The 13,836-nt window shown below is 63.1% G+C and carries 8 protein-coding genes; 6 read left to right on the forward strand and 2 right to left on the reverse strand.

Annotated features, from left to right (window positions below; translation table 11 throughout):
- Window positions 1-911 precede the first annotated feature (911 nt).
- Both ppsA and KI611_RS14250 read right to left on the reverse strand, forming a co-directional pair.
- Window positions 912-3,287 (reverse strand): phosphoenolpyruvate synthase, encoded by a 2,376-nt coding sequence (gene ppsA / locus KI611_RS14245; protein ID WP_226416315.1) that lies wholly within the window; start codon window positions 3,285-3,287, stop codon window positions 912-914.
- Window positions 3,288-3,310: 23 nt separating this feature from the next.
- Window positions 3,311-4,096: a GntR family transcriptional regulator gene (locus KI611_RS14250; RefSeq protein WP_226416316.1), complete on the reverse strand. Its 786-nt coding sequence runs from the start codon at window positions 4,094-4,096 to the stop codon at window positions 3,311-3,313.
- A 161-nt stretch (window positions 4,097-4,257) separates the two neighbouring features.
- Between KI611_RS14250 and KI611_RS14255 the strand changes: the two genes are divergently transcribed.
- From KI611_RS14255 to ppc, 6 genes are all read left to right on the forward strand, one after another.
- Window positions 4,258-5,040, forward strand: a complete 783-nt coding sequence (locus tag KI611_RS14255) for a (Fe-S)-binding protein (protein WP_226416317.1) — start codon at window positions 4,258-4,260, stop codon at window positions 5,038-5,040.
- Window positions 5,037-5,705: a LutC/YkgG family protein gene (locus KI611_RS14260; RefSeq protein ID WP_226416318.1), complete on the forward strand. Its 669-nt coding sequence runs from the start codon at window positions 5,037-5,039 to the stop codon at window positions 5,703-5,705. The genes KI611_RS14255 and KI611_RS14260 overlap by 4 nt, the downstream gene beginning before the upstream one ends.
- Window positions 5,702-7,135, forward strand: coding sequence for a LutB/LldF family L-lactate oxidation iron-sulfur protein (locus KI611_RS14265; protein ID WP_226416319.1), 1,434 nt, complete (start codon window positions 5,702-5,704; stop codon window positions 7,133-7,135). Before KI611_RS14260 ends, KI611_RS14265 begins: the two co-directional genes overlap by 4 nt.
- A 622-nt stretch (window positions 7,136-7,757) precedes the next feature.
- On the forward strand, window positions 7,758-10,523 hold the full coding sequence (locus KI611_RS14270) for an FAD-binding and (Fe-S)-binding domain-containing protein (RefSeq protein ID WP_226416320.1): 2,766 nt from the start codon (window positions 7,758-7,760) through the stop codon (window positions 10,521-10,523).
- A 73-nt stretch (window positions 10,524-10,596) separates the two neighbouring features.
- Window positions 10,597-11,043, forward strand: coding sequence for a universal stress protein (locus tag KI611_RS14275; RefSeq protein ID WP_226416321.1), 447 nt, complete (start codon window positions 10,597-10,599; stop codon window positions 11,041-11,043).
- Window positions 11,044-11,067: 24 nt separating this feature from the next.
- On the forward strand, window positions 11,068-13,830 hold the full coding sequence (gene ppc / locus KI611_RS14280) for a phosphoenolpyruvate carboxylase (RefSeq protein ID WP_226416322.1): 2,763 nt from the start codon (window positions 11,068-11,070) through the stop codon (window positions 13,828-13,830).
- Window positions 13,831-13,836: the final 6 nt, after the last annotated feature.

Raw genomic sequence — 13,836 nt, forward strand, 5'->3', positions numbered from 1 at the left:
GTTCACTTCCACGTTAGATGCTTACCGACCCTTCATCGACCTTTCAGCTAATTGACCAATCCACATTTCGGGTAGGAGGTCGAGTGCTGTCGTGTTGTTACTGCGACCCACCTTTTGATGGGAAATACAGGTATTTAGCAGACGGGACTTCAGATGAGCGCGACAACATCTGCGAGCATCTTTTCATTCATGACTTTAAAGACACGCGCCCAACTGATTTACCAAATGGCATTTCAATAACTATAGTCAATCCAAGGTCTGAATTTCGGCACGTTAACTTTGCCAAGATCAGGAAGGTCGACGACCGGTCGGAACTCGTCATCGTTCTCTGCTTTGACTATCCGGACTGGCACCTACCTGTAAGTCTTCCCAACTTTGCCGAGAGTTACTGCGAAGCACTCAATCAACAAGTTGAGGGGGCCATTCAAAGTGATATCGAACACTCGGATGTCGGCCTATTTATCTCCTGTGCAATCAGTGTTCCGCCATCTATTAACTTTTGGTCTGCTTATCAAAAGGCGAACGGCCAAATACTTTCTGTCTATCGAAAATGTCTCGCAGACATTTGCAAACGACAACACCAACCGACATACAAAGCGCAGCCGCAGGGCGATGAGAACTCAGGCGCCAAGTGGTGGTTTAGATACGTCATTGTTCCCGTACTTGGGAGTGGAGCTGTTGCAGCAGTGGCGGCTGGGATAGTAGCGCTATGGAAGTAAAAGCATCTAACACTACGTTCGAGGCGACTTGCGCGAGAAGCCGAGCAGGCACCTCAACTTCACGTTCCTGAACGTCCGCTTCCAAATCTGGCTACGACAGCAAAGGGCACACACCAGCCCCTCCAAACAATTTAAAAAGGCCGGAATCACTTCCGGCCTTTTTTACTTTCACGACACGACTCGCTCCTGAAATCAGCCCTTCTTGTGCGTCGCCAGACGGGTCCAGGTATCGACCACGGTATCCGGGTTCAGCGAGATGCTGCTGATGCCCTGATCCATCAGCCATTCGGCCAGATCCGGGTGATCGGACGGGCCCTGGCCGCAGATGCCGATGTATTTGCCCATCTTGTTGGCGGCGGAGATGGCCATGGCCAGCAGGATCTTGACGGCCGGATCGCGTTCGTCGAAGAGGTTGGCGACCAGGCCGGAGTCACGGTCGAGACCGAGGGTCAGCTGGGTCAGGTCGTTGGAGCCGATCGAGAAACCGTCGAAGATTTTCAGGAAGTCTTCGGCGAGCAGCGCGTTGGATGGGATTTCGCACATCATGATGAGCTTGAGGTCGTGCTCGCCCTGCTTCAGGCCGTGTTCGGCCAGCAGATCGACCACTGCCTGGCCTTCGCCGACGGTGCGGACGAACGGCACCATCAGCTGGACGTTGGTCAGGCCCATTTCTTCGCGGACCTTCTTCATCGCACGGCATTCCATCTCGAAGCAGTCGCGGAAGCTCTGGGCGACGTAACGCGAGGCGCCACGGAAACCGAGCATCGGGTTTTCTTCTTCCGGCTCGTACAACTCGCCGCCCAACAGTTTGCGGTATTCGTTGGACTTGAAGTCGGAGAGACGGACGATCACCGGGTTCGGCCAGAAGGCGGCGGCGATGGTGGAGACACCTTCAACCAGCTTTTCGACGAAGAATTCCTTCGGCGAGGCGTAGCCACGGGCGCGGCGCTTGATTTCGTCGCGCTTCGAAGCCGGCAGACGCTCGACGTCGAGAATGGCTTTCGGGTGGATGCCGATGACGTTGTTGATGATGAATTCGACGCGGGCCAGACCGACGCCGGCGTTCGGCAACTGGGCGAAATCAAAGGCCAGTTCCGGGTTGCCGACGTTCATCATGACCTTGACCGGGACGTCCGGCATGGCGGTGATGTCGCGCGAGGTGACTTCGAAATCGAGCTTGCCGCGATAGACGTGGCCGGTATCGCCTTCGGTACACGAAGCCGTGACGATTTCGCCTTCGGTCAGCGTTTCGGTCGCGTCGCCGCAGCCGACGATGGCCGGGATGCCCAGTTCGCGGGCGATGATCGCGGCGTGGCAGGTACGGCCGCCACGGTTGGTGACGATGGCGGAAGCGCGCTTCATCACCGGCTCCCAGTTCGGATCGGTCATGTCGGCAACGAGCACGTCGCCCGGCTTGACCTGGTCCATCTCCTTCGGGTCCTTGACGATACGGACCGGGCCGACGCCGATCTTCTGGCCGATGGCGCGACCGGAGGCGAGCACCTTGGAGAACTGCTTGAGCTTGAATTTCTCGACCTTGCCGGCCGCTGCCTGCGACTGCACGGTTTCCGGACGGGCTTGCAGGATGTACAGCTTGCCGTCGATACCGTCCTTGCCCCACTCGATGTCCATCGGACGACCGTAGTGCTTTTCGATGATCATCGCGTAGCGGGCCAGTTCCATGACCTCTTCGTCGTTGATCGAGAACTGGTGGCGCTGGGCTTCTTCGACTTCTTCGGTGATCACCGACTTGCCGGCCGTCTTGTCGGCGGAGAACGTCATCTTGATCATCTTGGAACCGATGTTGCGACGCACGACAGCCTTCTTGCCGGCGGCCAGCATCGGCTTGTGCACATAGAACTCGTCCGGATTGACGGCGCCCTGCACCACCGTTTCGCCGAGGCCGTAGCTGGAGGTGACGAAGACGGCATCGCGGAAACCGGATTCGGTGTCGAGCGTGAACATCACGCCGGCGGCGCCCTTGTCGGAGCGGACCATGCGCTGGATACCGGCCGACAGTGCGACGTCGGCATGCAGGAAGCCCTTGTGCACGCGGTAGGAAATGGCGCGGTCGTTGTACAGCGAAGCGAACACTTCCTTGATCGCATGCATGATGTTTTCCAGGCCAACGATGTTCAGGAAGGTTTCCTGCTGGCCGGCGAAGGAGGCATCCGGCAAGTCTTCGGCGGTGGCGGAAGAACGCACGGCGAAGGACATGTCGGCGGTGGAATCGGCGACCAGACGCTGATACTGCTCGGTGATGGCGATGGTCAGATCCATCGGGAACGGCGTGTCGATCACCCACTGGCGAATCTGCGCGCCGCAGACGGCCAGCGCGTTCACATCTTCGACATCGAGGGCATCGAGGGCGGCGTTGATCTTGTTGTCGAGACCGCTCTGCGCCAGGAAGTCGCGGTAGGCCTGCGCCGTCGTGGCGAAACCGCCCGGCACGCGAACGCCGGAATCGGCCAGCTGGCTGATCATTTCGCCAAGCGACGAATTTTTGCCGCCGACTTGCTCGACGTCGTTCATGCGCAGCTTTTCAAAGGGGATGACGAGGGGCTCCATGCGGATTCCTTTCTAGGGTCAAATCAAGAAGATTGTGAATCGGAAGATGAAAATTCGGTATTCAGGCGGCGCGCGGCGCTTTCCCGCCGGGCCGCCGAACGCAGCGACTGGGCCAGGGTTTCGCGGACGAAATCGATGTGCGTTTCGGCCGCGGCACGGGCGGCTTGCGGCTTGCGCTCGCGGATCGCCGCGTGAATCGCGGCATGCTGGCTCTTCAACAGCGTACCGGCCGCCGGAATATTTTTCAGTTCGCCGAGATTCAGGCGGATGTTGTCGTGCATCAGGCGCAGCAGCGTGGCCGACAAGTGGCCGAGCAAGGCGTTGTGCGACGACTCGCCGACCGCCTGGTGAAACGCGATGTCGGCCTTGGAACGAAGGTTGAGGTCGTCGCCGGCGAAGGCCTCGTTGAGCGCGGCAAAGGTTTGGTCGAGCCGGGTCATGTCGGCTTCGGTGGCCCGCTCGGCAGCCCATTCGGCGGCCTGGCCTTCAAGCATGCGGCGGAATTCGAGGAGGTCTTCGCGCAGATTCGGATGCGCCCCCATCATGTCCTGCCAGGGGTCGAAAAAGCTCGATTCGAGACGGTCGGTGACATAGGTCCCGCCGCCCTGCCGGCTCTGTACCATGCCCTTCGAGGCCAGCTTCTGGATTGCTTCGCGCAACGAGGGGCGCGACACGCCCAGTTCGGTGGATAGTTCGCGCTCCGGCGGCAGGCGGTCACCCGGTTTCAGCGAGCCTTCGAGAATGCGGCGCTCCAGCGAAGCAGCAACGGCATCCGAAATACGTGGCACATGAAACTTGATCTGCGGCATCAACGACTGGGCTCGATTGGTAAGACCAGCATATTTTAATCATTGAACCGGTAAACCGCAAGCCTGGGATAAACCCCTATTTAATTGACTAAGCCACGGTTGTATCGTACATTTCTTCAACCGCGATACATTGGTTTGACCAATTTACCACTGGAGACAAGATGCGCCAACAAACAAAAACCGGCCAGCGCCCGACCGACGTTTATTTCTTCGCCACCTGCGTCGTCGATCAGTTTTACCCCGGCGCCGGCCTCGACGCCATTACCCTGCTGGAACGCCAGGGCATCCGCGTGCACTTCCCGGAAGAACAGACCTGCTGCGGCCAGCCGGCCTACACCAGCGGCTTTCCCGATCAGGCTCGCCAGGTGGCGGCGCTGCAATTGACGCTGTTCCCCGAAGACTGGCCGGTGGTCGTTCCCTCTGGTTCCTGCGCCGGCATGATGAAACACCATTACCCGACGTTGTTCGCCGAGGATCCGGCGCGCCGAGCCCAGGCCACCGCCTTGTCAGCCCGCATCTACGAATTCACCGATTTTCTCGTCAATGTCCTCGGCTACCAGCCGGCAGACCAGGGCGACGCGTGCACCGTCGTGCTGCACACTTCCTGTTCGGCCCGCCGCGAAATGGGCGTGCATCTGACCGGCCGCCAACTACTGGCCGGGCTGGCCAACGTCAAGGTGGCGCAACAGGATCACGAATCCGAATGCTGCGGTTTCGGCGGCACCTTTTCGCTGAAGCAGCCGGAAATCTCCGGCGCCATGGTCGAAGACAAGGTCAAGGCACTCAAGGCGAGCGGCGCCGAACGCGTACTCAGCGCCGACTGCGGCTGCCTGATGAACATCCTCGGCCACGCCGCCTGGCAGGATGAACAGGCTGGCCTGACGAAGCCCAGTCTGCCCGGCGAACACATCGCCACTTTCCTGCTGCGGAGGACCGCCCGATGAGCGCCCGCGATCGCATCCTGGCCAAACTGCGGGCCGGCGCGCCGAGCGAAAACCGTAGCGAGCCCGATGTTGCCGGCTGGTTCGCCAGCCATCGGCCGGTCGAAACGGCCGTGCAAAAAGTGGCGCGCTTTCGTAGCTGCATCGAACTGGCCCATGCCGAAGTTCATGCCGTCACCCCCAACAACTGGCTGGGCAAACTCCATGCGGTGCTGCACGCCCGCGGCGTGGACAAGATCCTCGTCGCCGAAGGCACCGCGCATGGCGATGCGGCACTCGACCGTCTGCCGCCCCAAGGCATCGAATGCTCGACCTACGACATCGCCATCGAAGCCTGGAAGAGCGAGCTGTTCAATGCCACGCCGGCCAGCCTTACCGCCGCCCGCGCCGCCATCGCCGAAACCGGCACGCTGATCCTCTGGCCCGATGAGCACGAGCCACGCCTGATGTCGCTGGTACCGCCGGTGCATATCGTGCTGCTCGATGCTGCCGCCATCTACAACACCTTTTTCGAGGCCATGCAGGCGGAAGGCTGGAAAGACGGCCTGCCGACCAACGCCCTGCTCATTTCCGGCCCGTCGAAAACCGCCGACATCCAGCAGACGCTGGCCTACGGCGCGCACGGCCCGAAGGAATTGATCGTGCTGCTGATCGGAGACGAGCAATGAACGCCCAGCCCATTCACTTCAAGCCGAGCGAAGGCTTCCGCGCCCGGTCCAAGGCGGTCGTCGACAATCCCTTCCTGCGCCAGAGCTTCCGCGGCGCGATGGATTTCCTGATGAGCAAGCGCGCCGCCCAGTTCCCCGACCCGGAAGAACTGGAAAGCCTGCGCACGCTAGGCGAACACATTCGCCAGTACAACCTCGGCAAGCTGCCGGAACTGCTGCTCCAACTCGAAGACCGGCTGACGAAAAACGGCATCCAGGTGCATTGGGCAGAAACGCCGGACGAAGCCAACGCCATCATCCTCGGCATCTGCCAGCGCATCGGCGCCAAGCTGATGGTCAAGGGCAAGTCGATGGTCAGCGAGGAAATCGAACTCAACCACGCCGCCGAAGCGGCCGGCATCGGCGCGCTGGAATCGGACATGGGCGAGTACATCGTCCAGCTGGCCGGCGAGAAGCCCTCGCACATCATCATGCCGGCGATCCACAAGACCAAGGAAGAGATCGCCCGGCTGTTCCACGAAAAAGTACCCGGCGTCACCGAATACACCGACAACGTCGATGCGCTGATCCAGATCGGCCGCAACGTGCTGCGCGAGAAGTTTTTAGAGGCTGACATCGGCCTGTCCGGCGTCAATTTCGCCGTCGCCGAAACCGGTACGCTGTGCCTGGTCGAAAACGAAGGCAACGGCCGGATGTGCACTACCGCGCCGCCGGTCCATATCGCCATCACCGGTATCGAGAAGGTCGTCGAAAAGCTCGAACACGTGCCGCCGCTGCTCTCGCTGCTCACCCGCTCGGCCACCGGCCAGAACATCTCGACCTACTTCAACATGATCTCCGGGCCGCGCCAGCCGGGCGAGAAGGACGGCCCGGCCGAAGTGCATCTGGTGCTGCTCGACAACGGCCGCAGCCAGGCCTATGCCGACGAACAATTGCGCAAGACGCTGCAGTGCATCCGCTGCGGCGCCTGCATGAACCACTGCCCGGTTTACACGCGGATCGGCGGTCATGCTTACGGCACCACCTATCCGGGGCCGATTGGCAAGATCATCTCGCCGCACATGCTCGGGCTGGAAGCGACGGCAACGATGGCGACAGCCTCGACGCTGTGCGGCGCCTGCGGCGAAGTTTGCCCGGTGAAGATCCCGATTCCGGAATTGCTGATGCGGCTGAGGGAAGAGTCGTTTACGGCGCCGCACGCCAATCCGGCGATGCGCGGACAGGGGGCTGGCTATAGTCCGTTGATGTCGGCGGTCTGGCGGGGCTGGGCGGCGGTTTACCGTTCGCCGGTTCTTTACCGAGGGGTGACCTGGCTGGGGAGCCGGTTGGGCTGGCTGATGCCTGCCCGGCAAGGGGCGTGGACGACGGTGCGGGTGCCGTTGCGGCCGGCGGCGAAGCGGTTGCGGGATATGTTGAAGGAACGGGGCTAATGTTTCTTTCCTTTGCCCAGCATGGGGTTCCGCCTTGCTGGCGGGCGTACTTTCTTTTGTGTGGCCAAAAGAAAGTAGCCAAAGAAAAAGCCACCCCTCGGTCGGCGCCGGGCTGCGCCCGGTCCCTTGCGCTACTCGGCAGGCCGGGCGGCTCGCTAAACTCGCCTGCGGCTCAGACAACGCGAGCCGACTACCCCCGGCCCGCCTGCGTTGCTCAGCGCCTCGCAAGGGGCCCGAAAATGCGTCCTGGCTCGACGTTCATCAGTGATTTTTGGCCTTTTCCCGTGGTCGACCGCAGCGACCACGAAAGCCGGTTGGTGCTTGGTCCGCGACGTCTTTCGGGTCCCCATGTGGAGCGCCGAGCAACGGAGCTGGCGGCGGATAAAGGGCGAGGACTGTCTGAGGCCCGCAGGGCCGAGTTCCGCAGCCCCCGCCGACAGCGAGTAGCGCAGGGAAGCCGGCAACGCCGGCCGCGTAGCTTGGGGTCGCCTTTTCTTTGGCTACTTTCTTTTGGCGAAGCAAAAGAAAGTACGCCCGCCCGCAAGGCGGAACCCCAAGCCAATTAGCCCCCGCCCAAACACAAACACAAACACAAAACCCGCCAATTAGCCGAGACAAAAAAATGACCCAGCTCATCCAAGCCCTCCGCCAGCACCTCCCCGCAAACCAAGTCATCACCGATGAGCTACGCCTCCTCGCCTACGGCACCGACGCCAGCTTCTACCGTCTGATCCCCAAGGTCATCGCCGTCGTCGAAACCGAAGACGACCTCAAGGCGGTACTCACCGTCGCCAGGCAGAACAAAACCCCCGTCACCTTCCGCGCCGCGGGCACCAGCCTGTCCGGCCAGGCAATCACCGACGGCATCCTGGCGCTGATCGGCGAGGGCTTCGCCACCTATGAATTAAATGCCGATGCCAGCAAGGTCAAGGTCGGCCCCGGCATCATCGGCGGCGAGGTCAATCGCCGGCTGGCGCCACATGGCAAGAAGATCGGCCCCGATCCGGCCTCGATCAACGCCTGCAAGATCGGCGGCATTGCCGCCAACAACGCTTCCGGCATGTGCTGTGGCACGGCGCAGAACAGCTACCGGACGCTGGCCGGCCTGCGCGTCATGCTCGCCGACGGTTCGCTGCTCGATACCGAAGACCCGCTCAGTGTCGATGCCTTCACCCGAAGCCACGCGGTGCTGCTCGGCGAACTGGAACGCCTGGGCCGCGACACGCGCGACAACGCCCGGCTGGCCGAACGCATCCGCCACAAGTTCAAGATCAAGAACACCACCGGCTACAGCCTCAACGCACTGGTCGATTACGAGTATCCGATCGATATCCTGGCCCACCTGATGATCGGCTCGGAAGGCACGCTCGGCTTCATTTCGCGCATCACCTACCAGACCGTCGTCGAGGATCCGTTCAAGGCCAGTGCGCTGGTCTTCCTGCCGAATATCCGCAGCGCCTGCGAAGCGGTGATCCGGCTCAAGCCGCAACCGGTGTCGGCGGTCGAACTGCTCGACCGCCCTGCCCTGCACTCGGTCGAAAACAAGCCCGGCCTGCCGGCCATCATGCGCGACCTCGACGAAGAGGCAGCAGCCTTGCTGATCGAAGTCCGCGCCGCCAGTGCCGAGGCTCTGCAGGACAAGATCGCCGCCGTGCATGGCGCGCTCGATGGCGTCGCTACGGTCGAACCACTGGCCTTCTCGACCGACCCGGCAACCTGCGAGATGTACTGGAAGGTGCGCAAGGGCACTTTCCCTTCGGTCGGCGCCATGCGCCGCACCGGCACCACGGTGCTGATCGAGGACGTCGCCTTCCCGATCGAATCGCTGGCCGATGCCACACTCGACCTGCAGGCCCTGCTCCGCCACCACGGCTATCACGAAGCAATCATTTTCGGCCACGCGCTGGAAGGCAACCTGCACTTCGTGTTCACCCAGGATTTCGGCGACCCGGCCGAGGTCGAGCGCTACGCCCGCCTGATGGACGACATCTGCCATCTGGTGGTCGACAAGTACGACGGTTCGCTGAAGGCCGAACACGGCACCGGCCGCAACATGGCGCCCTTTGTCGAGCTGGAATGGGGCAAGGAAGCAACCGATCTGATGCGCCGAATCAAGCGGCTGTTCGATCCGGACAATCTGCTCAACCCCGGCGTCATCCTCAACGACAACCCGCACGCCCACCTGGAAAACCTCAAGCCGATGCCGGCCGCCGAGGACATCGTCGACCGCTGCATCGAATGCGGCTTCTGCGAGCCGCTCTGCCCCTCGCACCGGCTGACTATCAGCCCGCGCCAGCGCATCGTCAGTGTCCGCGAACTGGCCCGCCGCGCCGCCACCGGCGAGCCGGCCGGCCGGGTCGGCGCAGACTACGCCTACATGGGCCTCGATACCTGCGCCGGCTGCGGTCTGTGCTCGACCGCCTGCCCGGTCGGCATCGACACCGGCGACCTGACCCGCCGGCTGCGCGGCCGCCAGCTCGGCGACACGGCGCGGGCGGTCAACGCCTGGACCGGCGAACATTTTGGTACGCTGGCCACGGCCTCGCGCCTCGGCCTGAGCGTCGGCCATGCGGTTTCCGGCCTGGTCGGCGACGCTTTGCTCGGCCGGCTTTCCGGCGGCGCCTGGAAGAAGGATATGCCGCGCCCCGGCAAGGCGCCGGCGGCGAGAACCGGCAGCGGCGACCCGGTGGTCTATTTCCCGACCTGCGGCGGCCGTATCTTCGGGCCGAGCGATGCCGGTGAGATGCAACTGGGCGACGTGATCAGCACCCTGCTCGTCCGGGCCGGCTATGCGCCGCGCCTGCCCGCGGGCTTCGACCAGCTGTGCTGCGGCCAGATGCTGGCCAGCAAAGGCATGGCCGAAGAAGCCGACCGGATGTCCGACAGGCTGACCGCCGCCTTGCTGAAGGCCTCCGACAACGGCCGCTATCCGGTGATCATGGATGCCAGCGCCTGTTCGAGCCGGATGCAGAAGCAGTTGGCCGGCCGGATCAAGCTTTACGACTTCCACGAATTCGCCGTCGATGCGCTGCTGCCGCGCCTGATGATCACCCGGGAAGCCGGCCCGATCGCGTTGCACGTCAATTGCAGCGTGCGCAAGAACGGCTCGGACGCCAAGCTGAAAACCCTGCTCGCCGCCTGCGTCGACTCCTTCATCGAACCGGCCGGCGTAACCTGTTGCGGCTTTGCCGGCGACCGCGGCTTCGTCGTGCCGGAACTGAACCGCCACGCTCTGCGCAAGATTCACGACGAGCTGCCGGCCAACTGTGCCTGCGGCGTGTCGACCAACCGCACCTGCGAAATCGGCCTGACCGCCGAAACCGGGCGGACCTATCAGTCGATCGCCTATCTGCTCGAAAAATGCAGCCGGCCACGGCCGACATGTTGAGGATTTCCCTAACAGCAAAAAGCCCAGCGAATTGCTAAGGTATGCCCCATTCAACAAAATCCAGGAGAAACCCATGTACAAGAACATCCTCGTCGCCATCGACGACAGCGCCACCTCCCGCTCCGCGCTGGCCGAAGCCCTGCACATTGCCCGGACCAGCAAGGCCAAGCTGTACATTGCCCACGTCGTCGACGAAACCCTGATGAACATGCAGGGACGAACCTTCACCAGCTCGCTGAATATCGAGCACGCCATCACGGTGCTGACCGGGGCCGGGCAGCAGTTGCTCGACGAGGTCATCAAGTCGGCCGACGGCGTCGACGCCGAAGCCCTGCTGCTAGAAGCGCGCAGCCGCCGCGTCTCGGAAGTGCTGGACGAAAAGGCCCGCGAACTGAACATCGACCTGATCGTCGTCGGCCGCCATGGCAAACGCGGCCTGGCGACGCTGATCCTCGGCTCGGTCGCCGAACAACTGGCCAAAATGTCCGCCGCTTCGGTCCTGCTGGTCCGCAAGCACTAACCCTGTTCCCCCCGGAAATCACCCATGCCTGAATCCGCGCTCGACAACAACAAGGACGAACCGCTCCGCAACGACATCCGCTTCCTCGGCCGCCTGCTCGGCGACACCGTGCGCGAGCAGGAAGGCGATGCGGTGTTCGGCATTGTCGAGCGCGTCCGCCAGACCGCCGTCAGTTTCGCCCGCAACGGCAATCCGGCGGCCCGCGACGAACTCGCCGCGCTGCTCGACCCGCTGCCGCGCGATACGACGCTGGCCGTCGTCCGCGCCTTCAGCTATTTCCTGCAACTGGCCAATATCGCCGAAGACGAGCATCACATCCGCCGCCGCCGGGCGCACGACCTGGCCGGCTCTCCGCCGCGCGAAGGCAGCCTGATCCATGCCCTCGACCAGGTCGCCGCCAGCAAGGTCGATCCGGAAGCGGTCGCCGACTTCTTCGCCCACGCCCTGGTCGCCCCGGTTCTCACCGCCCACCCGACGGAAGTGCAGCGCCAGAGCCTGATCCGCAATCACCGCGATCTGGCCCGCCTGCTCGACCAGCGCGAACGCCTGCAGATGACGCCGGAAGAAGAGGCCGAAAACGACCTCGGCGTGGCCAATGCCATCCTGACCCTGTGGCAGTCGCGGATGCTGCGCCCGGTCCGCCTGAAGGTGCTCGATGAAGTGAAGAACGGCATCACCTATTTCAAGGAAACCTTCTTCACCGAGCTGCCGCGCCTCTACATCCAGGTCACCCAACAGCTGCAGAAACGTTACCCCGACAAATTCTGGGCGCTGCCGCCCTTTTTCTGCGTCGGCAGCTGGATCGGCGGCGACCGCGACGGCAATCCCTACGTCACCGCCGAGATCCTGCGCGAAGCGCTGCGCCTGCAGTCGTCTGCCGCCCTCAATCACTATCTTGAAGAAATCCACGAGCTGGGCGGCGAACTGCCGCTCTCCAACCTGCTGGTCAAGGTCACCCCGGAGTTGCTGGCCCTTGCCGCGCATTCCACCGACCATTCGCCGCAACGCGCCGACGAGCCTTACCGCCGCGCCCTGTCCGGCATCTACGCCCGGCTTGCCGCGACGGCCCGGGCGCTCGACCATTTCGAGCCGATCCGCCACGAAATCGGCCAAGCCACCGCCTACGACAGCCCGGATGCCCTGCGCGCCGACCTCAAGGTGCTGGCCAATTCGCTGAAACTGAACGGCAGCGGCAAGCTGGCCGGCGGTCGGTTGCGCCGCCTGCTGCGCGGCATCCAGGTGTTCGGCTTCCACCTGGCGCCGATCGACCTGCGCCAGAACTCCGAAGTCCATGCCCGCAGCGTCGCCGAATTGCTGGCCGGTGCCGGGCGCTGCCCGGATTACGAGGCGCTGCCGGAAAGCGAACGGATCAAGCTGCTGGTCGAGGAAATCAGCACGCCGCGTCCGCTTTATTCGCCGTATTTGAGCTATTCGGAAGAAACCCGGGGCGAACTGGCCATTTTCTTCTCGGCCCGCGAACTGCGCCAGCGCTACGGCGCCGCCGCGCTGCCCAACTGCATCATCTCGAAGACCGACGGCGTCTCCGACCTGCTCGAACTGGCGCTGCTGCTCAAGGAATCCGGCCTGCTGCTGCCCGGCGCCCAGCCCCGGCTCGACGTCAATATCATCCCGCTGTTCGAAACCATCGAGGACTTACAGAAAAGCGCCGCGACGATGGACGGCATCTTCCGGCTGCCGGTCTGCCGCGAACTGATCGCCGGACGCGGCAACGAGCAGGAAGTCATGCTCGGCTACTCCGACAGCAACAAGGACGGCGGCTTCCTGACCTCGGGCTGGGAACTCTACAAGGCCGAAATCGAGCTGGCCCGGGTCTTCGCCGCGCACGGCGTCCGGCTCCGGCTGTTTCACGGCCGGGGCGGCTCGGTCGGCCGCGGCGGCGGCCCGTCCTACCATGCCATCCTGGCCCAGCCGGCCGGCGCGGTGTCCGGCCAGATCCGCCTGACCGAACAGGGCGAAGTCATTTCGACCAAGTACGGCAACCCGGACACCGGGCGCCGCAACCTGGAAGTACTGCTCGCCGCGACCCTTGAGGCCAGCCTGACCGACCACGAAAACCGCGTCGAGCCGGCCGAGCAGTTCCACACCGTGATGGACGAACTGTCGGCGCGCGCCTTCAACGCCTATCGCGATCTGGTTTACGAAACACCCGGCTTCACCACCTATTTCCGCCAATCGACGGTGGTTTCCGAAATCGCCTCGCTCAACATCGGTAGCCGCCCGGCTTCGCGCAAACCGTCCGAGCGCATCGAAGACCTGCGCGCCATTCCCTGGGTTTTCAGCTGGGCGCAATGCCGGCTGATGCTGCCCGGCTGGTACGGTTTCGGGGCGGCGGTGGACGGCTATCTGGCGGCCAACCCGGACGGCCTGACGACCTTGCGGCGGATGGTCAAATCCTGGCCTTTCTTCACCAGTCTGCTCTCGAACATGGACATGGTGCTGGCCAAATCCGACCTCGCCATCGCCTCGCGCTATGCCGAGCTGGTCAGCGATGCCGGCCTGCGCCAGCGCATCTTCAGCCGCATCCGGGGCGAATGGGAACTGACCCGCAAGCACCTGCTGGCCATTCTCGAACAGGACGATTTCCTGGCCGACAATCCGCTGCTCAAGCGTTCGCTGCAACTGCGCTCGCCCTACATGGACCCGTTGAATCATCTCCAGGTCGAGCTGCTGAAACGCCATCGCAGCGGCGAACCGGACGAGCGCGTGGCGCGTGGCATCCATCTGGCGATCAATGGCATCGCTTCGGGATTACGCAACAGCGGGTAAAATTGA

The sequence above is a fragment of the Dechloromonas denitrificans genome, assembly GCF_020510685.1.
In the GTDB taxonomy this organism is placed as follows: Bacteria; Pseudomonadota; Gammaproteobacteria; order Burkholderiales; family Rhodocyclaceae; genus Azonexus; species Azonexus denitrificans_A.